We start from the raw sequence: 22527 nt of genomic DNA on the forward strand, positions 1-22527 counted from the left end.
AAGCCGCCTGACTGATTCACTCAAAACAATACCTAGCGCCCCGGCGCTAAATAGGAGAAAGCATGCTCGAGCTCACTATTGAGCAGATATCCATGGGCCAGTCGGCTGTGGATAAGTCCGCTGCGTTGCACCTGCTCGCCGACAAACTGGTGGCCGACGGCCTGGTCGCCGAAGGTTACCTGGCTGGCCTGCAGGCCCGCGAAGCCCAGGGCTCGACCTTTCTCGGTCAAGGTATTGCCATCCCCCACGGCACTCCGGAAACCCGCGACCAGGTATTCGCCACTGGCGTGCGCCTGCTGCAATTTCCCGAGGGCGTGGACTGGGGCGATGGCCAGATCGTCTACCTGGCGATCGGCATCGCCGCCAAATCCGACGAACACCTGCGCCTGCTGCAACTCTTGACCCGCGCCCTCGGCGAGACCGACCTGGGCCAGGCCCTGCGCCGTGCCAGCTCGCCGGAAGCCCTGCTGAAACTGCTGCAAGGCGCGCCGCAGGAACTGGCGCTGGATGCGCAGATGATCGGCCTGGGCGTGGCCGCCGAAGACTTCGAAGAGCTGGTGTGGCGCGGCGCCCGCCTGCTGCGCCAGGCCGACTGCGTCAGCAACGGTTTTGCCGCCGTGTTGCAACAAGTCGAAGCGCTGCCCCTGGGCGATGGCCTGTGGTGGCTGCACAGCGAGCAGACCGTCAAGCGCCCGGGCCTGGCCTTCGTCACCCCGGACAAACCGATTCGCTACTTGGGCCAGCCATTGGCCGGGCTGTTCTGCCTGGCCAGCCTGGGCGAGGCCCATCAGGCCCTGCTCGAGCGCCTGTGTGCGTTGCTGATCGAAGGCCGCGGCCATGAGCTGGGCCGGGCCACCAGCAGCCGCGCGGTGCTGGAAGTGCTGGGCGGCGAACTGCCGGCCGACTGGCCGAGCGCGCGCATCGTCCTGGCCAACGCCCACGGTTTGCATGCGCGCCCGGCGAAGATCCTCGCGCAGCTGGCGAAAAGCTTCGAGGGCGAGGTTCGCATACGCATCGTCGATACACCGGGCTCCGCCGTCTCGGTGAAGAGCCTGAGCAAGCTGCTGAGCCTCGGCGCCCGCCGTGGCCAGACCCTGGAGCTGATCGCCGAACCGAATATCGCCGCCGACGCCCTGCCAGCCTTGCTGGCGGCCATCGCCGAAGGGCTGGGGGAAGAAGTCGAGCCGGTTCCGGAGGCCAGCGCGCCCCAGGAAGTGCCGGAAGAAGTTGAGGTGCCCATCAGCGCGCCGGCTTCCGGCAGCCTGGTCCAGGCCATCCCGGCGGCCCCCGGCATCGCCATAGGCCCGGCGCATATCCAGGTGATCCAGCCGTTCGACTACCCGCTGCGCGGCGAATCCACCGCCATCGAGCGTGAGCGCCTGCAAGGAGCCCTGGCCGAGGTCCGGCATGACATCGACGGCCTGATCCAGCGCAGCAAGGCCAAGGCCATTCGCGAGATCTTCGTGACCCACCAGGAAATGCTCGACGACCCGGAACTGACCGACGAAGTCGACACCCGCCTCAAGCAGGGCGAAAGCGCCGAGGCGGCCTGGATGACCGTGATCGAAGCCGCCGCCCGGCAACAGGAAGCCCTGCACGACGCGCTGCTGGCCGAACGCGCCGCCGACCTGCGGGACATCGGCCGGCGGGTGCTGGCCCAGCTGTGCGGGGTGCAGACCCCGGTGGAACCGGATGAAGCCTACATCCTGGTGATGGATGAAGTCGGCCCGTCGGACGTGGCGCGCCTCGATCCGGCGCGGGTCGCCGGTATTCTCACCGCCCGTGGCGGCGCCACCGCCCACAGCGCGATCGTCGCCCGCGCCCTGGGGATTCCGGCGCTGGTCGGTGCCGGTGCCGGCGTGTTGCTGCTCAAGCCGGGCACGCCGCTGCTGCTCGATGGCCAGCGCGGTCGCCTGCATGTGGATGCCGATGCCAGCACCCTGCAACGGGCCACCGAAGAGCGCGACACCCGCGAACAACGGCTCAAGGCCGCCGCCGAGCAACGTCATCAACTGGCGCATACCACTGATGGCCATCACGTCGAAGTCTTCGCCAATATCGGTGAAAGCGCCGGAGTGGCCAGTGCCGTGGAAAACGGCGCCGAAGGCATCGGCCTGCTGCGCACCGAACTGATTTTCATGGCCCATCCGCAAGCGCCGGACGAAGCCACCCAGGAAGCCGAATACCGCCGCGTGCTCGATGGCCTGGCCGGGCGGCCGCTGGTGGTGCGCACCCTGGATGTCGGCGGCGACAAACCGCTGCCGTACTGGCCGATCGCCAAGGAAGAAAACCCCTTCCTCGGCGTGCGCGGCATCCGCCTGACCCTGCAACGCCCGCAGATCATGGAAGCCCAGCTGCGCGCCTTGCTGCGCTCGGCGGACAACCGCCCGCTGCGGATCATGTTCCCCATGGTCGGCAGCGTCGATGAATGGCGCGCCGCCCGCGAGATGACCGAGCGCCTGCGCCAGGAAATCCCGGTAGCCGACCTGCAACTGGGGATCATGATCGAAGTGCCGTCCGCCGCCTTGCTGGCGCCGGTGCTGGCCAAGGAAGTGGACTTCTTCAGCGTCGGCACCAACGACCTGACCCAATACACCCTGGCCATCGACCGTGGTCACCCGACCCTGTCGGCCCAGGCCGATGGCCTGCACCCGGCGGTGCTGCAACTGATCGATATCACCGTGCGCGCGGCCCATGCCCACGGCAAGTGGGTCGGCGTGTGCGGCGAGCTGGCGGCCGATCCGCTGGCGGTGCCAGTGCTGGTCGGCCTGGGTGTGGACGAACTGAGCGTCTCCGGACGCAGCATCGCCGAGGTCAAGGCACGCATTCGCGAGCTCAGCCTGACCCAGGCACAAACCCTTGCGGAGCAGGCCCTGGCCGTCGGCAGCGCGAACGATGTGCGCGCCCTTGTGGAGGCCATGTAATGGCAAAGATTCTTACCCTGACCCTGAACCCGGCGCTGGACCTCACCGTCCAGTTGGCGCGCCTGGAACCGGGGCAGGTCAACCGCAGCGAAGCCATGCACACCCACGCCGCCGGTAAGGGCGTGAACGTGGCCCAGGTGCTGGCCGACCTTGGCCATCAGCTGACCGTCAGCGGCTTCCTCGGTGAAGACAATCCCCAGGCGTTCGAGACGTTGTTCGCCCGCCGTGGTTTTGTCGACGCTTTTGTCCGTGTGCCGGGGGAAACCCGCAGCAACATCAAGCTGGCCGAGCAGGACGGGCGCATCACCGATCTCAACGGCCCCGGCCCGGAGGTCGACGAAGCGGCACAACAGGCTTTGTTCGCACGCCTGGAACAGATCGCCCCGGGGCATGATGCGGTGGTGGTGGCCGGCAGCCTGCCACGCGGCGTCAGCCCGCAATGGCTGCACGCCTTGCTGGCCCGCCTCAAGGCACTGGGGCTGAAAGTGGCGCTGGACACCAGCGGCGAAGCCCTGCGCGCCGGCCTGGCCGCCGGGCCCTGGCTGGTCAAGCCCAATACCGAGGAACTGGCCGAGGCCCTGGGCAGCCCGGTGCTGTCGCTGGCGACCCAGGCCGAAGCCGCCAGGCGCCTGCACGCCCAGGGCGTCGAGCATGTGGTGATTTCCCATGGCGCCGAAGGCGTGAACTGGTTCAGTGCTGCGCCGGCCCTGCAGGCGCTGCCGCCCAAGGTCAGCGTGGCCAGCACCGTCGGTGCCGGCGACTCGTTGCTGGCCGGCATGCTCCACGGTCTGCTCAGCGCCCACGCGTTCGAACAGACCCTGCGCACCGCCACGGCCATCGCCGCCATGGCCGTGACCCAGATCGGTTTCGGCATCACCGATGCCGCGCAGTTGGCACAGCTTGAACAGGGGGTGCGCGTTCATCCCCTCATAGAACAATAAGAGGGTTGGTCATGAAGTTAGCCATTGTTACTGCCTGCCCGAACGGCATGGTCACCAGTGTGCTGTGCGCCCGGTTGCTGGACGCCGCGGCCCAGCGCCAAGGCTGGAGCACCAGCGTCGAAGTGCATGACGAGGAGCACCCGGAGCGGCAGTTGTCGGCCGCCACCCTCGAAGCGGCCGAATGGGTGCTGGTGGTCAGCACCGGGCCCTTGGACATGTCGCGGTTTGTCGGCAAACGGGTGTTCCAGAGCTCGCCCTCAGTGGCCTTGCAGGACGTCGATGGCGTGCTACGGCGTGGTGCCGAGGAGGCCCAGGTGTATGTCGCGGCCGAAGCCGTGGCCGAGCCGGCGCCGGCCAGTAAAAGCGCGCCACGGCTGGTAGCGGTCACCGCTTGCCCGACCGGCGTGGCCCACACCTTCATGGCGGCCGAGGCCTTGCAGCAGACCGCCAAGCGCCTGGGTTATGAGCTGCAAGTGGAAACCCAGGGCTCGGTCGGCGCGCGCAACCCCTTGAGCGCCGAGGCCATCGCTGCGGCGGACGTGGTGCTGCTGGCCGCGGATATCGAAGTGCCCACCGAGCGCTTCGCCGGCAAGAAGATCTACCGCTGCGGCACCGGTATCGCCCTCAAGCAGTCCGAGGCGACCCTGAACAAGGCCCTGGCCGAAGGGCAGGTGGAGTCGGCAGCGGCGGGCGCCGCCGCGGCACCGGCCAAGCAGGAGAAAACCGGGGTCTACAAGCATCTGCTGACCGGTGTGTCGTTCATGCTGCCGATGGTGGTGGCGGGCGGTTTGATGATCGCCCTGTCCTTCGTCTTCGGCATCACCGCGTTCAAGGAGGAGGGCACCCTGGCCGCCGCCCTGATGCAGATCGGCGGCGACACTGCGTTCAAGCTGATGGTGCCGCTGCTGGCCGGTTACATCGCCTACTCCATCGCCGACCGGCCGGGCCTGGCGCCGGGGATGATCGGCGGCATGCTCGCCAGTACCCTGGGGGCGGGGTTTATCGGCGGGATCATTGCCGGTTTCATCGCCGGTTATGCGGCCAAAGCCATCAGCAAATACGCGCGCTTGCCGCAGAGCCTGGAGGCCTTGAAGCCGATCCTGATCATCCCGTTGCTGGCCAGCCTGTTCACCGGCCTGGTGATGATCTATGTGGTGGGCAAGCCGGTGGCGGGGATGCTCGCCGGCCTGACCCATTTCCTCGACAGCATGGGCACCACCAACGCCATCCTGCTGGGTGTGTTGCTCGGCGGCATGATGTGCGTCGACCTCGGCGGGCCGATCAACAAGGCGGCCTATGCCTTCTCCGTGGGGCTGCTGGCGTCGCAGAGTTATGCACCGATGGCGGCGACCATGGCCGCCGGCATGGTGCCGCCGATTGGCCTGGGCATCGCCACCTTTATCGCCCGGCGCAAGTTTGCCCAGAGCGAGCGCGAAGCGGGCAAGGCGGCGCTGGTGCTGGGGCTGTGCTTTATCTCCGAAGGGGCGATTCCATTCGCCGCCAAGGACCCGTTGCGGGTGATCCCGGCGAGCATCGCCGGCGGCGCGCTGACCGGGGCGCTGTCGATGTATTTCGGCTGCAAGCTGATGGCGCCCCATGGTGGGTTGTTCGTGATGTTGATTCCGAATGCGATCAACCATGCGTTGTTGTATTTGCTGGCGATTGTGGCGGGGAGTCTGTTGACGGCGGTGGTGTATGCGCTGGTGAAGCGGCCGGAGGCGGCCGAGCTGGCGTTGGAGCCGGTCAAGGCCTGACGGCTGTTCTGTGTTGACTTCGATGGCGCCCGGGTGGCGCCATCGTTGTTTCTGGTGGTCGCTGACTCTGTAGGAGCGAGGCTTGCCCGCGATGGCGTCCGTACGGGTGCTGCATTTTTTTGGACGGGGTACATATCCGTTTCTGCGGTCATAGCGGGCACGTTTTCAGGCTTCTGTAGGAGCGAAGCTTGCTCGCGATGGCGGCGGTGGTTTCGCTGCTTGTTTTGGACGGGGTACATATCCATTCCTGCGGTCACGCCTGCTGGCGGTTCCGCCCTTACGGCGGGTCACTTTTTTTCAAACGCCAAAAAAAGTAACCAAAAAACGCTTGCCCCTGCGTCCGGCCTTCGCTGCGCTCAGGTTCCCTCGCTCCGGCGTCCATCAGGGGGCATCGACTCCGGTCGGCTTCGCTTCGACCTCCATACGATGTCCTCGACTGCGTCGAGGGGCGCTGCGCGCCATCCCCCTGATGAACACCTCCACTCGGCCTCCCGATGGGGCGGGTGGATCAAGATCAAAAGCCGGGCGCGACCTGCCGGTCGGCGCTAACCCTGTAGCCGCTGCCGAGCTTGCGAGGCTGCGATCGATCTGGGCGGCATTCCTACGAAGCGAGCGCAGGGTTTTGAGATCGCTGAAGACCTTCGGCAGCGGCTACAGGGATCGTGCGCATCAGCTCGTTTGGATGACGTGGTTTTGTCGTGTAAGACGCTGTCTGAAAGTGAGGCTCTTCGCTTTATTTTGTAAGGTTTTTCCGAGAAACTCCGGGGCGCTTGCGTCTGGGAAGGGCGCTGTCTAGCCTCGGGTTTGTCATTGGTTTTTCAGTGATCGGGTTTAGCAGCTCGGTAAATCTCAGGCGTACAAAGTGCCATGTCTTCCCGGTCGGATTGTGTTCTGGCCGGCCTGTTATGGCGGCTGTACGTGGGGCGCCTTCGGGTGCGCCGGGTTCCTGAGCCCTGGTCTGCTAACCCGCGTCCAGCTGCCACCCTCCATCGTTTAGCAGCGACGGGTGAAAGCTCCATTGCTCGGGAGTTGCACCATGAAAAAACTCGTCCCCGATCCACCCGTTTCCCTGTCGTTCTCGCGCCGCAACCCAGACCACGACCAGGCCAATGAGCAGGTCCGCCAGGCGCTGGCCAATCATTCGGTGGAAGGCTCGTTGCTCGCTGCCTTGAAACCCACCGCCGCGGCTCCTGCGGGTAACGATTCGCTCTTTACCGTCCGCCCCGGCATCAGCGCCGAAGAAGCGTTGCTTCACGTTTCCATGCTGCTCAAATCCGCCGAGGAGGTCTCCGATGAAATCACCGAACACGCCAGCGGTATCGAGCGTGGCCCGATCTGGTCGCTGGTGCATTCCATGGAGATGGCGCGCGGAGTGGTGGACGCCTTGCTCGACGGTAATCGCCTCTGATCGACAACTGGCCGCTGGCCGCGACCCTTCTTGAAATTCGCGGCTGGTGGGGCCAGACAAAACAGGTCCATGGCGCTAGTCTGAGAGCCGGTGTTCTGTTCCTGACACTGACCCTTTTTTCCGCGCGGGTTTCGGCCCTATGTAAATCAAGCACTTACAAAGGTCGCCGGAAAGAGGGGTCAATACGGTGTTCAGCATGATTTCTCTTTGAAATCATGGTGCTATGGGGATGTTTGTCTAGTTCACTGCCGGATAGGCAGCTTAGAAAACCACCCCTAACTCACGATTGCTTTCTTACTCGTTCACCGCCGAATAGATAGCTTAGAAATGGCTCGATGCGCAGCACGAAAGTCCGGCCAGGTTCACTGCCGAATAGGCAACTGCGATAAACGCATTGAAGGTATGGCCCAACTCGCTTTAACGACTGGCGTTAATGGTCGGTAGAGTGGGAACTCGCCTCGATCCCGGTCGGGGCGTTTTTTTGTCTGTAGACCCGTAAGAGGCGAGCTACCAAAACAGCCACGTCATCAAAGTTCAGAATCGTCTTACAGCCTTGCCTTTCGCCACTTGCTAGGTTCGGGGAGTTGCAAAGAATCAGAGCCTCCCTCACGGATCAGTTACCGCAAGGATGATAAATGCTCCCCTCTGCTCGCCAGGGCGACAAACACGTCTGCCCACTTCCAGGTCATGGCACCACCTCGATTACCTCCGCTTCCGGTGACATAAACATCAACTTCATGGGTGCCGCCCGAGTCGGTGACATCTGCGGTTGTGGTGCGGTTATTACCACGGGGTTTCCCTCAATCATCTTGAACGGGCGCCCAATGGCTCACCTGGGCAGCCCTACCAGTCACGGCGGAACGATCATCTCGGGCAGCCCCGATACCTTCGGCGGCTTCCAGTTCGGTGGTGCAGCAATCCAGGCTATCGTTGACTTCGCCAAGCTCGGTGCCGTGCGCCCGGACGGCTCAGTGAATGATCAACTGATGTCTGAGCTGTTGGCCGACCCACAACTGGAGCAGCGCGCCTTGCTCTCGGGCGCTCTGGTGCAACCTGGCAATTCGTCTTCAACAGCCCCCAGAGAGCCGTTGACTCCCGAGCTAATCGCAGTCGCCGGCAGCCAGCACGACACAGGCTCGGGCAACCAAATGATGTTCATCGGCCAAGCCGTGCGCGAGCTGGCCGAATTCAAACGCAGCAAGCCTGCCTTGGCGCGGACGCTGGTAGTGTTCACCCCGTCCTACAGCGAAGCAATGCTCAGTGCGGCACGCGGATCCGCTGATGCCTATGGTGCTGGTGTTGTCACCGTAACGAACGTCCAAGAGCTGATCGACTACCTGAACCAAGGCAAGGACCGCAAGCAATCACCCATCGAACACCTATCACTGTTCAGCCACGGCGTGCCGCATCGGATCGCCTTCGGCTATCAGCTCGCCGGGGACTTCCAAATGTCCCTGGGCGTACTGAGCTACGACAAGATTTCACCTACGGCGTTTTCCAGTTCGGCACAGATCGACAGCTACGCCTGTAGGACCGGTATGGGCAATCGGTCGGACTTCCCTGTCGAAGATGGCATCCAGTTCTTCCCGCAGACCAACGAGAGCCTGGCGCAGTTGCTGGCCAACCACCTACGGATCAAGGTGCATGCCTTTGTTAGGCGCTCGGACTACAAGAACACCTGGGGGGCGTTCGAGGAGCGCCAGCTGGGCAAACTGTGCGATGTCAGTGATAACGCGGCACCCGGGAAGGAGTGGTGCGAGAAATGGAATAAGCTGAAAGACGAGCGTCAGGATAATTTTGAAGAATTGAACTTCACATACCAGACCATGGGAGCTATCAACCCTGTGATTTCAGGCGACACGCCCATTGGAGTGCCAGGAGGCCATTTTGAGTTTCTACCGAAGTAAGCCCTTCTGGATCGCAATAGCCATTTTCTCACCGCTACTACTGGTCGCGAGTTACTACGGGTTCAAGTTGATGACGAGCAAATTCAAGACGGATTTTGGCAACGGCGTGGTGATCTATGCCGACGATTATGTAAAGACCGGTCGCTGGGTGTTTGACTGTGAATATTCGCGCTTGATCAGTCGTGAACCACTAACAGCACCAATAGCAGAGCTTGAAGGAACCGGGAAGCTAACAATCAGTGACATGTACTCCCTGAAAGAGACTGACAGGGAGCGGGCAAAGGTGGCAATTAGAGCGATAACTGGAATTGACGGCTGGTACAAAAAACTACGCTATCTCTACTCCGGCCTGGATGAAAACAGCGATCTCAATTCGCACGTTTTTGATCTGCTAGCCAGGCATGATGGTAGGCAGTGGGCATTGAAAGTTAGGCAGAGAATTAACTACCAGGGCAAGTCGAGTTTCAGGATTACTGCAGAGCCATACGATCCAGAAACTTACATGGATTACGGCAGGGCACTCCAGGCCGCAGCCAAGAGCTGTCTTGCTCCACAGTAAATGGCGAGTCTGATCCTTTCCGTCCTTGAATCACCCTGAATGAGCACACGCTGACAGCTGCGGCGGGCAGGTAGCATTCGATTACGAGCAGCTCGCCACAGATGATCGAGCCTGAACGAATGTCTGCACTCGCGGAACAGGCGTTCACTGCCGTACAGGCAGCCCCAACGCTTATCCCCCCAGCATCCGTCAGTGCCGGGAATAACACCGCGTCCCGTTTTTGCAGCCATGACATTTGCCAGCCCCGTCCCTTGTCACATCCCCTTCATCGCCATTAACTAAGGTTTGCTTTTGACATTGGGTCAGGGAGCAACCATGAGCGATTTCAACCTCGGTCGGCGGCGGGTGATTCAGGTGGCGGGGGCGGGGCTGTTGCTGCCGGGGTTGGCGCCGGCGGTGATTGCCTCGGGCAAGGACCGGCCGAAGATGGTCGATGGCGTGCAGTCCGGGGATCTGCTCGGCGATCGGGCGATGGTCTGGAGCCGTACCGACCGGCCGGCGCGGATGGTGGTGGAGTGGGATACCCGCAGCCTGTTCAGCAACCCGCGCAAGTTTGTCTCACCCCTGGTCGATGCCCGCACCGACTTTACCGCGCGGGTCGAACTGGGCGGGCTGCCCACCGACCAGGCGATTTTTTATCGGGTGTATTTCGAGGACGCCCAGACCGGCGTGCGCAGCAAACCCTGGTTCGGCCATTTGCGCAGCGTGCCGCAGACCCGCCGCGATATCCGTTTTGTGTGGAGCGGCGACACCGTCGGCCAGGGCTTCGGCATCAACCCGGACATCGGCGGCATGCGCATCTACGAGGCCATGCGCCGGCGCCTGCCGGACTTTTTTATCCACAGCGGCGACACCATTTACGCCGACGGCCCGGTGCCGGCGCAGCTGACCACCGAGAACGGCCGGGTGTGGCGCAATATCACCACCGAGGCCAAGAGCAAGGTCGCCGAGACCCTCGACGAATACCGCGGCAACTACCGCTACAACCTTCTGGATGAGAACGTGCGGCGCTTCAACGCCGAGGTGCCGCAGATCTGGCAGTGGGACGACCATGAGGTGGTCAACAACTGGTCACCGAGCAAGGTGCTGGATGAGCGTTACACCACCAAAGATATCCACACCCTGGTGGGCCGTGCGCGGCAAGCCTGGCTGGAATACGCGCCGATGCGCTTGCAGAGCGCCGACCAGGGCGGGCGCATCTATCGCAAGCTGAGCTATGGGCCGCTGCTGGATGTGTTCGTGCTGGACATGCGCAGCTATCGCGGCGGCAACGACGACAACCTTGGCGCGGCCAAGCCGTTCCTCGGCCGCGAGCAGCTGGACTGGCTCAAGCAGGGGCTCAAGCACTCCAAGGCGCAGTGGAAGGTGGTGGCGGCCGACATGCCCATCGGCCTCGGTGTGCCGGACGGTGAGGCCAGCCCCGGCGTGCCGCGCTGGGAGGCGATCGCCAATGGCGACCCGGGCCCGGCCCAGGGCCGTGAGCTGGAGATCGCCGAGCTGCTGGCGTTCCTGCGCAAGCACAAGGTGCGCAACCATGTGTGGCTGACGGCGGACGTGCATTACTGCGCGGCGCACCACTATCACCCGGACCGCGCGGCGTTCCAGGACTTCGAGCCGTTCTGGGAATTCGTCGCCGGGCCTTTGAATGCCGGCAGTTTCGGGCCCAATGCACTGGACAAGACCTTCGGCCCGGAGGTGGTGTTCCAGAAGGCGCCGCCGGCGCAGAACACCTCGCCGTTCGCTGGGTTCCAGTTCTTCGGCGAAGTGCAGATCGAAGGGCAGAGCGGGGAGTTGAAGGTGATCCTGCGTGACCTGGACGGGGTGGCGGTGTTCGAGCGCAAGTTGCAGCCGGTGTAGGAGCGAGGCCGCCCGCGATGGGCACAACGCGGGCAAGCCTCGCTCCTACAGATCAATAGACGTCGCGGCGATAGCGGCCTTGCTCGATCAGGCGTTCGACGACCTCGGCGCCCAGTATTTCATTGAGCACCTGATCCACCCCCGACGCCATGCCTTGCAGGCTGCCGCAGATGTAGATCGAGGCGCCGTCGGCCAGCCATTGCTTGAGGCGTTCGGCCTGTTGGCGCAGGCGATCCTGGACGTAGATCTTCTCGGCCTGATCGCGGGAGAAGGCCAGGTCCAGGCGGCGCAGGTCGCCGGCGGTCAGCCATTCCTGCAGCTCGTCCTTGCAGTAGAAGTCATGCTCGGCGTTGCGTTCGCCGAAGATCAGCCAGTTGTCTTGCTGGCCCTCGGCGATGCGCGCCTTGAGCAGGCTGCGCAAGCCGGCCAGGCCCGTGCCGTTGCCCAGCAGGATCAGCGGGCAAGGCTCGGCCGGCAGATGGAAGCCGCTGTTGCGCCGCACCCGCAGGCTGATGCTGGAGCCGACCGGCGCATGCTCGGTGAGCCAGCCGGAACCGATGCCCAGGCTGCCGTCGGGGTGGCGTTCCTGGCGCACCAGCAGTTCCAGCTGGCCGTCGCTGGCCAGCGAGGCGATGGAGTATTCGCGCATCGCCAGCGGCACCAGGGCATCCACCAGCGCCTGGGCGTGCAGACCTACCAGATGGGCACGGTTTTCCGGGAGCTGGCGGCTGGCCAGGGCCTGGGTCAGGGTTTCCGTCAGGCCGTCGAGCTGCACCGTGGCGCTGCCGTCCAGGCCCAGGCCGTCGAGGAAGAACTCGATGGCCCACGCGCAGTTGCGCGGTAGCACTTGCACCAGGTCGCCGGCCAGCCAACTGCTCGGTTGCGGTGGGGTCAAGCCCAGCAGGTAGACGCCGGAACCGCTGCTGTCGGGGTTGAGCAGCAGGCGTTGGTTCAGGATCCAGTTGTCGTAGGCGGGCGCCTGCCACAGGTCCACCGGCGCCTGGCCGATCAACTGGCCCAGTTGCTGCTGCCAGTGGCGCAGGGCGTAGCTGTCGCCGCTGTCGACTTCCACCGGAGCGAACAGGGTGTTGCCGCCATGCTCGGCCAGCCAGCCGTGCAGGCGCTTGGCAAAGCCGCAGAAGTGCGGGTATTGCCGGTCGCCCAGGCCCAGTACGGCGTACTTGAGGTTGTCCAGGGACAAGGCGCGGCTCAGCACCTTGCGCTCGAAGCCCCGGGCGCTGTCCGGTGCTTCGCCGTCGCCGAAGGTGCTGACCACGAACAATGCGTTCTGGGTATTCAGCAGGTCTTGCTCGCTGACGCTGGCCAGCGGCTGGACCCTGGCCGGCACGCCCGCGGCCTGCAATTGCCCGGCGGCCTGCCAGGCGAGTTGTTCGGCGAAACCGCTTTGGCTGGCGAAGCCGATCAACCAGGCCGAGGCGTCGCCGGTGTCGGCGCTCAGGCCCTGGCGCGCGTCCTTGATCTGGCGCTTTTTGCGCCGGCGATCCAGGTACAGCAGCCAGCCGGTGATAAAGAACAGCGGCATGGTCAGCGAAGCGATAGTCACCAGGATGCGCCCGACAATGCCGAAGTAGCTGCCCACGTGCAGGGCATAGATGCTGGTCAGCAACTGCGCCTTGAGGCTCTTGTCGCTGTAGCGGTCGTGGCGGCTGACCACGCCGCTGTTCGGGTCGATAGTGATCTGGTTCAGCGCCCGGTCGTGGGGCGAGTGCTTGAGCAGATAGAACACGGTCGCCGGCTTGCCGGCCACCGCGGGCATGCGGATGTTGTAGGAGCTCAGGTCCTTGCCGGCGGTGCTGTAGATGCCCAGCCACATGGCGTTGTAGTCGGCGGTCGGCGCCGGGCCCTGGGGCGGCGCGCCACGGCCGCCTTTCATGCGCTGGCCCTGTGGCGAGTCGGCCAGCAGTTTGTTCAGGCCCTTGTTGTACCACTCGTAGGACCAGGACAAGCCAGTCAGCGCCGCCAGTAGATAGAACAGCAGGCACCAGGTCCCGGCCACGGCGTGCAGGTCCCAGTTGAAGCCACGGCCTTTTTTCGCCCAATCCAGGGTCAGCCAGGCACGCCAGCTCGCCACCTGGCGCGGCCAGCGCAGGTAGAGGCCGGACAGGCAGAAGAAGATCAGGATCAGGGTGCAGGCGCCGGTGATCTGCCGGCCGCTGTCGCCCATGGCCAGGAAACGGTGCAGTTGCAGCATCAGGCCGAAGAAGTCCTGGCCCAGGGCGGCGCCCATGAAGTCGCCGGTGTAGGGGTCGAAATAGCGCATCTCGCCGCGGCGCTGGCCCGGTGGCGGGGTGAACCAGACGCGGGCGGCGTTGCCGCTGTCGGCTTCCACGGTGAGCATCGACACGGTCTTGCCCGAGGCGGCCTGGATCTTTTCCACCAGCTCGGCGGGTGGCAGGACGCCGGCCGGCTGCTTTTCCACCTGCAGTGTGGAGGGGTTGAGGGCACGCAGGATTTCATCCTGGAACGACACGGTCGCTCCGGTAATGCCCATCAAGGCCAGGACCAGGCCGGCGCTGATGCCGAAAAACCAGTGCAACTGGAACAGGGTTTTCTTCAACACATCGACCGCCTCGTTGGTTCTTAAGTCTGTGCCACGGCGCGCATTATGCCGTGAGTTGTCGAGAAACATTCTTTCTTACGCACAAAAGCCCCATTCACCGAAGTGGATGGGGCTTGCGTGGGCTGTAGCCGCTGCCGAAGGCTGCGATCGATCTGGGCGGCATTCCGACAACGCGGGCGCGGGATCTTGAGATCGCTGAAGGCCTGCTGCCTTATCGCAGCCTGCGGCAGCGGCTACAGGTGAAGCCCGTCAGAAGTGGAAGTTGGTGGTGAACAAGGCGGTACGGCCGGCTGCCTGGTTGGCGAAGTGCGCCGAGTAGGCTTTGTCGTAGTAGGTCTTGTCGGTCAGGTTCTGCACGTTCAGCTGCAAGTCGACGTTCTTGCTCAGCTTGTAGCTGGCCATGGCGTCGTAGCGGGTGTAGGACGGCACATACACGGTATTGCCGGCATCGCCATACACCTCGTCGACATAGAACGCACCGCCGCCCACGGTCAGCTTCGGCAGCACTTCATAGGTGGTCCACAGGCTGAAGCTGTTTTTCGGCGTGTTCGGCATTTCATTGCCTTTGTTCGAACCGGCGCTGACGACCCCATTACGACCGTTGAGGCCGGCGTCCACCAGCTCGCTTTTCAGGTAGCTGTAGCCGGCGAAGACTTGCCACTTGTCGGTGATCTTGCCGCTGGCCGACAGCTCCAGGCCGTCGACGCGGGATTCACCGGTGTTCTGGTAGGTCAGGGCGTCCACCAGGATGCGGGTGTTTTTCTTCTCGGTACGGAACACCGCGGCGGTCAGGGACAGGCGGTCGTTGAACACATCCCACTTGGTGCCCAGCTCGTAGTTGACGGTTTCTTCCGGTTGCAGGTCGCTGACGCTGGCGCCGGCGGACAGCGGATTGCCGTCCGCACCCTCGCCGACCAGGCCGCCCGGTGGTGTGGCCGATGTGGCGTAGGAGGCGTAGACGCTGCCGTTGTCCTTCGGTTTCCACACCAGGCCGGCCTGCCAGTTCCAGAACTGGCTGTCGTCCTTGATCTTGGTGCGCCCGGTGGCGGCGTTGGTATTGGCCTCGGTGTCGAAGGTGTCGTAGCGCAGGCCGACGTTCAGCAACCATTGCGGATCGAGCTCGATGGTGTCGAACACATAGGCCGCGCGGCTGGTGGCTTTGGTGTTGGTGCCGTTGTAGTTGCGGCTGATGGCGCCGGTCCAGGCATCGTCCGGGTTCGGGTTGCTCAGCGAGGTGCAGCTCGGGATGCTGCCCGGGTTACAGACCTTGGCGGTGTTGCCGGCGATGTTGTAGCTGCTGACGCGAGTCTCTTCGCCAGTGAACTCAAGGCCGGTGGAGTAGTTGTGCTTGAAGCCCAGGGCCTGGAACTCGCCGAACAGATCGGTCTGGTTGGTGGTGGTTTCGGTGGTGGACACCCGCGAGTTGGCGCGACGCCACACGGTGCCGTACTTGTTGACGTTGAACTTGCTGTCGTCCGGCTGGGTGAGGATGTAGTCCTGGCCGGTGTTGCCATGACGCAGGGTGTTTTTCAGCGTCATGTTGTCGTTCAGGTCGTGCTCGATGGAGATGGTGCTGATGTCCGCGCGGGTCTTGCGGAAGTCACGGTCCTTCAAGCCATAGAAGTTGTCGCTGTCGCCGCCGTCGGTCGGTTTGTCGTGCTTGTGGGCGGTGGCGCTGGCCGAGCTGTAGCCATAGGGAATGCCCGAATCCGGCAGATCGTCGCTTTCCATGTGGTAGTAGCTGAAGTTGACGCGGGTCGGGGTGCCCAGGCCGAAGGTCAGGGACGGTGCCACGCCCCAGCGGTCGTAGTTGACGGCGTCGCGACCGGCCACGTTCTGCTCGTGGCTCATCAGGTTCAGGCGGAAGGCGGCGCTGTCGAGGAACTGGCGGTTCACGTCCAGCACATAACGGCGGGTCTGGTCGGAGCCATAGGTGAAGCCACCGTTGAGGAAGTCTTGCTGCTTGGGCGTCTTGCTCACCAGATTGAGGCTGCCGCCGGCCGAGCCGCGACCGCCGAAGGAGGAGTTGGGGCCCTTGCTGACTTCGATCGATTCGATGTCGAAGATCTCGCGGCTCTGGCCGCCGGTGTCGCGCACGCCATCGAGGTAAGTGTCGCCCTGGGCGTCGAAGCCGCGGATGAACGGACGGTCGCCTTGCGGGTTGCCGCCTTCGCCGGCGCCGAAGGTAATGCCCGGCACGGTGCGCAGCGCATCTTGCAGCGAGGTGGCGGCGGTGTCCTTGAGAACTTGTTGAGGCACCACGGTGACCGAGCGCGGGGTGTTGACCAGCGGCGCGGTGTACTTCTGCGACGAGGCCTTTTCGACCTGGTAGGACGTCTGGTCCTGGGCTTCGCCGGTGATGCTGGTGGCATCCAGGGAAATGGCATTGCCGGCGGCTTTCTTCTCGGTGTTTTCCGCGGCAAAAGCCATATGGGCTGCGGAGCCGGCGGTGATCGCCACGCCAATTGCAGACGCCAGCAGGCGTGGTGAACCGAGCGGTGATGGTGGTTGTTGGCGCGACATGGTGATTCCCCTCCCCAAGGATTTGAGGCGGCGGAATATAAGGCGAACAAGTATTCGTATCAATTGCGAAATATTGCTATTCGCACGGAATTTACATTCTTTACAATTTCGCTTTACGGTTTTTACGTTTTCATTCGTCTGCGAATTTTACATTTGCAATAAGAATCAATATCATTTGTGTCCCTTTGCTTTCAGGTATTGCCTCATGCTCCTGCATATTCCCGGCCTGTTCTCCCGTGAAGAAGTGCTGCGTATCCGTGAGGCCCTGGAGCAGGCGGACTGGGCCGACGGCAAGATCACCGCGGGTTATCAGTCGGCCAAGGCCAAGCACAACCTGCAACTGCCCGAAGGCCACCCGCTGGCCCAGGAGATCGGCGCGGCGATGCTCGAGCGCCTGTGGCAGCACCCGCGCTTCATGTCGGCAGCGCTGCCGCACAAGGTCTTCCCGCCGCTGCTCAACTGCTACACCGCCGGTGGCAGTTTCGACTTCCATATCGACAACGCCGTGCGTCAGCCCAAGGGCAGCGTCGAGCGGGTTCGTACCGACCTGTCGTCGACCCTGTTTTTCAGCGATCCGGAGGACTACGACGGCGGCGAGCTGGAAATCCAGGACACCTTCGGCACCCAGCGGGTGAAGCTGCCGGCCGGCGACATGGTGCTGTACCCGGGCACCAGCCTGCACAAGGTCAATGCGGTCACCCGCGGCACCCGCTATGCGTCGTTCTTCTGGACCCAGAGCCTGGTGCGCGAAGACAGCCAGCGCGCCCTGCTGTTCGAGATGGACGAGGCGATCCAGCAACTGACCCGCGACATGCCGGATCATCCGTCGCTGATCCGCCTGACCGGCACCTACCACAACCTGTTGCGCCGCTGGGTCGAGGTGTAAACCGTGAGTTTCCAGTTACGCCGCGAGGAAGTCCTCGACGGCGAGCAGCTGCGCGCCATGCTCCAACAGAGCCCGGCCCGGGCCGCCCAGGCGATCCTGCTGGCGGCCGGGGAGGGCATGCTGGATGCCCAGGCACTGCTCGGGCAGATCCTGCTCGACGGCCTGGGCATCGAGCGCGACCAGGCGCTGGCGCTGCGCTGGTTCACGATCGCCGCCAAGGGCGGGCACCTGATGGCGCGCAACATGCTGGGGCGCTGCTGCGAGCACGGCTGGGGCTGCGAGGCCGATGTCAGGGCGGCTGCCGGGCATTATCGCCAGGCGGCCGAAGCCGGGCTGGACTGGGCGCTGTACAACTACGCCAACCTGCTGGCCACCGGTCGCGGCGTTGCTGAAAACCATGCCCTGGCCTTGAACTGCTACCAGCGCGCGGCCGCCATGGGCCACGCCAAATCCATGAACCTGCTGGGTCGTTATCTGGAGGAGGGGCGTCACTGCCCCAGGGATGTCGCGGCGGCCTGCGACTGGTATCGCCGTTCCGCCGAAGGCGGGGATTTCCGTGGGCAGTTCAGCCACGCCGCAGTGCTGGCCGATGCCGGGCGTATCGACGAAGCGCTGGTCTGGCTGGGCAAGGCCCTGGAAGGCGGCAACCTGAACTTCCTGCGGGTCGCCCGCGGCGCCTTGTTGCAGGCGGCCCATCCGCAGATCCGCGGCCTGGCCCTGGCGTATCACCAGCGTGCGGCAGAGCTGGGTGACGAAACCGACCGCGAGGCGTTAGCCCAGCTGTAGTTTCTGTAGGAGCGAGGCTTGCCCGCGATGACGGTATCAAGGCCGCCACCGGCCTTCGGCCTATCGCGAGCAAGCTTCGCTCCTACAGAGGCAACGCGTCCGCTACATAGGCGCAAGCCACCGCCATTTCGCAGGCATAAAAAAGCCCATGACTGGTCATGGGCTTTTTCGTTGCGGCGTGGCGCTTACACGTAGAAGGATTTCAGTGGCGGGAAGCCGTTGAATTCCACAGCGCTGTAGCTGGTGGTGTAGGCACCGGTGGACAGCCAGTACAGGCGGTCGCCGATGGCCAGGTTCAGCGGCAGGCCGTACTTGTAGTTCTCGTACATGATGTCGGCGCTGTCGCAGGTCGGACCGGCGATCACCACTTCTTCCGTCTCGCCTTTCTTCTCGGTCCAGATCGGGAACTTGATGGCTTCGTCCATGGTTTCGATCAGGCCGGAGAACTTGCCCACGTCGGTATAGATCCAGCGCTCCACCGCGGTACGGGACTTACGCGCCACCAGCACCACTTCGCTGACCAGGATGCCGGCGTTGGCGATCAGCGAACGGCCTGGCTCGAGGATGATTTCCGGCAGCTCGTCGCCGAAGTCTTCCTTGAGGAAGCGGATGATTTCCTCGGCGTAGGTTTCCAGGCTGTTGGTGCGGGTGATGTAGTTGGCCGGGAAGCCGCCACCCATGTTGATCAGCTTGAGGTGGATGCCGTCTTCTTCCTTCAGGCGTTCGAAGATCACCTTGACCTTGGCGATCGCTGCGTCCCAGACGCTGATGTCGCGCTGTTGCGAACCCACGTGGAACGACACGCCGTAAGGCACCAGGCCCAGGTCGCGGGCGAGGATCAGCAGGTCCATGGCCATGTCGGTCTGGCAGCCGAACTTGCGCGACAGTGGCCAGTCCGCGGTGGTCGAGCCTTCGGTGAGAATCCGCACATAGACTTTCGAGCCCGGCGCGGCCTTGGCGATGTTGCGCAGGTCGGCTTCGGAGTCGGTGGCATACAGACGCACGCCCTTCTCGTAGAAGTAGCGGATGTCCTTGGATTTCTTGATGGTGTTGCCGTAGCTGATCTGGTCCGGGCTGACGCCGCGGCCCAGCACCTTGTCCAGCTCGTAGATCGAGGCGATGTCGAAGTTCGAACCTTTTTCCCGCAGCAGGTCGATGATTTCGACGGCCGGGTTGGCTTTTACCGCGTAGTAGACCTTGGCGAACTCGAAACCGGCGCGCAGGTCATCGTAGGCCTGGGCGATCATCTGGGTGTCGATGACCACGAACGGGGTTTCTTGCTTGTCGGCGAACGCCTTCATTTTCTGAAAGGTTTCGCGCGCGAAATAGTCTTCGACCTGAATCGACATACCTGGGAGCTCCTACTGGCAAACGTTAGTAATCAATGGGTGCAAATGAACGTCCTCCGTATCCCCACTTTGGTTCGCCTACTTCCCAAGGCATGTCGCCGAAAGCAAAAAGGCCACGGGCGTATTTGCCCTTGGCCTTGCTGTCTCGTCGTCAGTACTTGAGCCGGATGGATCGTTTCCAGCATGGACGTTCGGCGCGAACTTTAGGGCGTGAGGGGCCTGAGATCAACAAAAAATGTCGCGTTTTTGCACGCGTTCGTCGCGTGGTCCGAGTCAGTCATTTATGTAACCGACCCAGATGACAGGCTGATGTTCCTCGCCATTGTCCGCTGACCTTGCCGATCCGCCGGTTCAGAGCCTGGAGTCGGTCAGGAAACAGGCATCCTCGTCGCCGCGCAAAGCATAGCCGTCGTAGAGATTTTCAAAGTCCAGGGCGCGAAAGTTCTCGGCGAGAAAATCCAGCAGCGCGCGGACCGAGGGCATGACGCCGCGACGGCTGGCGAACAGCGCATAGACCTGGGCGCTCCTGGGTTTCCAGCCGGCGAGGACCGGACGCAAGGTGCCGTTGCGCATGTCCTTGAACACCACCAGCTTGGGCAGTTGCACGATACCGCCGCCCTCGAGGGCGACGCGGCGCAAGGTGATCATGTCGTCGGTGATCAGCCGCGGGCTGTGCGCCACCGAGGCCTGTATCCCCTGGTCATCTTCCAGGTGCCAGCAATAGCTGTGGTTGGCCGGCCCCTGGTCCAGGCTGGGAAATCCCGTGAGGTCGCTCAGCGCCCGCACCGGCCCCAGGCGTTCCAGCAGCGCCGGGCTGGCCACCAGTTCCTGGGGGCTGCGGGACAGCGGCTTGAGGGTCAGGCTGCTGTCTTCCAGCGGTGGAACGTCGACCCGCAGGGCAATGTCGAACCCTTCACGCAGCAGGTCGACACTGCGGTTGGTGCTTTCCAGCTGCACCTTGATCTCGGGGTAGCGCTCCATGAAGCGCGAGATCATGCCGGCCACCAGGAAGTTCAGCAGCGCGGTGGGGCAGGCGATGCGCACCGTGCCCTTGGGGGGAGGCCTGGCTGTGTTCGATCAGCGACTGCGCGGCCTCGGCCCCTTCGAGCATGGCCAGGCAATGCTGGTAGTACTCCAGCCCCAGCTCCGAAACGCTGAACTGACGCGTGGAACGGTTGATCAGGCGCACCCCGAGGCGCTCCTCGAGGGCGCTCAGGTGACGGCTGAGCCGGGACTTGGGAATCCCCAGGTTACGGCTGGCAGCGCCTATTCCCTGGTGTTCGACGATGCAGGTAAAGAAGTACAGCTCGTTCAGGTCGTACATCGTGGAGCTGTTCCAAGAATGAAATAGTCAGTTGCGGCCCGTCGGCTATGTGCGCGGGGTGGAGCTGGCTAAGGTGGCTTTCCCTTGGCTGCGCGGCCGGTCCGCGCAGCCATTCATGTCCAGTGAGGTGAAGCATGAGCAAGAAAATGCTAGTGGTCCTGACCAGTTTTCCCAAGTACCCGACGCTGAACCGGGCCACCGGCCTGTGGCTGGGCGAAGCCGTGCATTTCGTCAAGGCGGTCGAGGCGGCCGGTTACGCGGTCGATTATGTGAGCCCCAAGGGCGGTTATACACCGATCGATCCCCACAGCCTGGCCATGGCCGACGAAACCGACTGGGCCTGGTACCAGGACGCCGCGTTCATGGCCCGGCTTGGTTCGGTGCTGAAACCGGAGCAGGTCAACCCGGCGGATTACTCGGTGATCTACTACGCCGGTGGCCATGGCGTGGTCTGGGACTTCCCGGACAACAAGGCGCTGCAGACGATCGCCAGCTGCATCTATGAAGCGGGCGGCATCGTTTCGTCGGTGTGCCACGGTGCCGTGGGCCTGCTGAACATCCAGCTGTCTGACGGCAGCCTGCTGCTCAAGGGCAAGGAAGCCACCGGCTTCTCCAACGCCGAGGAGAAACTGGCCGAACTCGATCAGTACGTGCCGTACCTGACCGAGGACGAAATGCTCAAGCGTGGCGCGATCTACAAGAAGGCCGCCGAGCCCTGGGCATCCTTCGCGGTGGCCGATCAACGCCTGATCACCGGGCAGAACCCGGCGTCGGGCGGGGCGGTCGCGGCGCTGGTGCTCAAGGCGCTGGCGGGCTGATCAGCCGCGGGTAAAGAGCTGGAGGATGATCTTGCCGATATGCCGGCCGCTGTCGATCAGTCGGTGGGCCTGCTGCACATCCTCCAGCGCGAACCGCTCGAATATATAGGGTTTGACCCGGTCGGCGCTGATCAGCGGCCAGACCTGCCGTTCCAGCTCGGCGACGATTTCGGCTTTCTCGTCGTGGCTGCGCGAGCGCAGGGTCGAGCCCACCAGCGTCAGGCGTTTGCTCAGCAAGGGGAACCGGCTCAGTTCCCGGGCCGCGCCCTTGTGCACGCCGATCTGCACGATCCCGCCGTACGTCGCCGCGGCGGCGAAATTGCGTGCCACATAGTCCCCGGCAATGATATCGACGATCACGTCCACGCCCTTGTCGTCGGTGGCCTGCATCATCACCTCGGCGAAATCTTCCTGCCGGAAGCGCCACCGTGGATCAGTACGCTTTCGCCGGCCTTGAAGCTGCCGCGCTGGAACAGGTTGGACCAGACCGTCATGAAGGCCTCGGGCAGACCGGCCGCCTCGCTCGGGGTCAGGCCCTGGGGAATGTGCATGAGTGGTGCGTTCGTCCGCCACCGTGTATTCGGCGTAACCGCCACCGGGGATAAGGGCACAGACCGAGTCGCCGACGGCGTAGCAGGTCACGGCGCTGCCCCCGGCCACGATCTGGCCGGCAATCTCCAGGCCGGGAACATTCGAAGCCCCGGGAGGTGGGGCGTACACGCCTTTGCCGTTGACCCCGGCGGCCCGCAGGCGGACCAGGACTTCCCGCGGACCGGGCTCGGGAATGGGGCGACGGACCATCTGGAGCACTTCCGGACCGCCGGAGCGCTGGATTTCGATGGCGAGCATGGAGGGGGACATGAGGGCTTCCTCGAATGATTGGGATGCCGTTCAAGGTAGGGGCGGGAGT

Annotated in this window: 14 protein-coding genes and 1 pseudogene; 10 read left to right on the forward strand and 5 right to left on the reverse strand. The window is 63.6% G+C overall.

What is annotated here, in order from left to right; genetic code table 11:
• Positions 1 to 62 precede the first annotated feature (62 nt).
• The 7 genes from ptsP (at position 63) to H0I86_RS04280 (ending at position 11350) form a co-directional block, all read left to right on the forward strand.
• A complete protein-coding gene (gene ptsP / locus H0I86_RS04250) occupies positions 63 to 2924 on the forward strand; it encodes a phosphoenolpyruvate--protein phosphotransferase (protein ID WP_180924153.1) in 2862 nt (953 codons plus the stop codon).
• Positions 2924 to 3865: a 1-phosphofructokinase gene (gene pfkB / locus H0I86_RS04255; protein ID WP_180924154.1), complete on the forward strand. Its 942-nt coding sequence runs from the start codon at positions 2924 to 2926 to the stop codon at positions 3863 to 3865. The genes ptsP and pfkB overlap by 1 nt, the downstream gene beginning before the upstream one ends.
• A gap of 11 nt (positions 3866 to 3876) precedes the next feature.
• Complete coding sequence (locus H0I86_RS04260) at positions 3877 to 5619, forward strand: PTS fructose-like transporter subunit IIB (RefSeq protein WP_180924155.1); 1743 nt, start codon at positions 3877 to 3879, stop codon at positions 5617 to 5619.
• Positions 5620 to 6655: 1036 nt separating this feature from the next.
• A complete protein-coding gene (locus H0I86_RS04265; RefSeq protein WP_180924156.1) occupies positions 6656 to 7027 on the forward strand; it encodes a DUF6124 family protein in 372 nt (123 codons plus the stop codon).
• A 635-nt stretch (positions 7028 to 7662) separates the two neighbouring features.
• A complete protein-coding gene (locus tag H0I86_RS04270) occupies positions 7663 to 8934 on the forward strand; it encodes a PAAR domain-containing protein (protein ID WP_180924157.1) in 1272 nt (423 codons plus the stop codon).
• On the forward strand, positions 8915 to 9493 hold the full coding sequence (locus tag H0I86_RS04275) for a hypothetical protein (RefSeq protein ID WP_180924158.1): 579 nt from the start codon (positions 8915 to 8917) through the stop codon (positions 9491 to 9493). The genes H0I86_RS04270 and H0I86_RS04275 overlap by 20 nt, the downstream gene beginning before the upstream one ends.
• Positions 9494 to 9808: 315 nt before the next feature.
• Positions 9809 to 11350, forward strand: a complete 1542-nt coding sequence (locus tag H0I86_RS04280; protein WP_180924159.1) for an alkaline phosphatase D family protein — start codon at positions 9809 to 9811, stop codon at positions 11348 to 11350.
• Positions 11351 to 11402: 52 nt separating this feature from the next.
• Here H0I86_RS04280 and H0I86_RS04285 read toward each other — a convergent pair whose 3' ends face one another.
• Together H0I86_RS04285 and H0I86_RS04290 are read right to left on the reverse strand one after the other, a co-directional pair.
• Entirely contained in the window at positions 11403 to 13931 is a 2529-nt protein-coding gene (locus H0I86_RS04285) for a PepSY domain-containing protein (protein WP_180924160.1), read from the reverse strand.
• Between the two features lie 249 nt (positions 13932 to 14180).
• A complete protein-coding gene (locus H0I86_RS04290; protein WP_180924161.1) occupies positions 14181 to 16454 on the reverse strand; it encodes a TonB-dependent receptor in 2274 nt (757 codons plus the stop codon).
• A 205-nt stretch (positions 16455 to 16659) separates the two neighbouring features.
• Here H0I86_RS04290 and H0I86_RS04295 point away from each other — a divergent pair, with 205 nt between their 5' ends.
• Both H0I86_RS04295 and H0I86_RS04300 read left to right on the forward strand, forming a co-directional pair.
• Positions 16660 to 17340: a Fe2+-dependent dioxygenase gene (locus H0I86_RS04295; RefSeq protein ID WP_016701680.1), complete on the forward strand. Its 681-nt coding sequence runs from the start codon at positions 16660 to 16662 to the stop codon at positions 17338 to 17340.
• A gap of 3 nt (positions 17341 to 17343) precedes the next feature.
• Positions 17344 to 18126 (forward strand): tetratricopeptide repeat protein, encoded by a 783-nt coding sequence (locus H0I86_RS04300; RefSeq protein WP_180924162.1) that lies wholly within the window; start codon positions 17344 to 17346, stop codon positions 18124 to 18126.
• Positions 18127 to 18311: 185 nt separating this feature from the next.
• Here H0I86_RS04300 and H0I86_RS04305 read toward each other — a convergent pair whose 3' ends face one another.
• Together H0I86_RS04305 and H0I86_RS04310 are read right to left on the reverse strand one after the other, a co-directional pair.
• Positions 18312 to 19475 (reverse strand): type III PLP-dependent enzyme, encoded by a 1164-nt coding sequence (locus H0I86_RS04305; protein ID WP_007923836.1) that lies wholly within the window; start codon positions 19473 to 19475, stop codon positions 18312 to 18314.
• Between the two features lie 351 nt (positions 19476 to 19826).
• A pseudogene (locus tag H0I86_RS04310) lies at positions 19827 to 20799 on the reverse strand (LysR substrate-binding domain-containing protein).
• A 134-nt stretch (positions 20800 to 20933) separates the two neighbouring features.
• Here H0I86_RS04310 and H0I86_RS04315 point away from each other — a divergent pair.
• On the forward strand, positions 20934 to 21617 hold the full coding sequence (locus tag H0I86_RS04315; protein ID WP_180924163.1) for a type 1 glutamine amidotransferase domain-containing protein: 684 nt from the start codon (positions 20934 to 20936) through the stop codon (positions 21615 to 21617).
• Here H0I86_RS04315 and H0I86_RS04320 read toward each other — a convergent pair whose 3' ends face one another.
• Entirely contained in the window at positions 21618 to 22478 is an 861-nt protein-coding gene (locus H0I86_RS04320) for a zinc-binding dehydrogenase (RefSeq protein WP_258019394.1), read from the reverse strand.
• Between the last annotated feature and the right edge of the window lie 49 nt (positions 22479 to 22527).

Source organism: Pseudomonas chlororaphis subsp. aurantiaca, from assembly GCF_013466605.1.
GTDB classification, from domain to species: Bacteria; Pseudomonadota; Gammaproteobacteria; order Pseudomonadales; family Pseudomonadaceae; genus Aquipseudomonas; species Aquipseudomonas chlororaphis_I.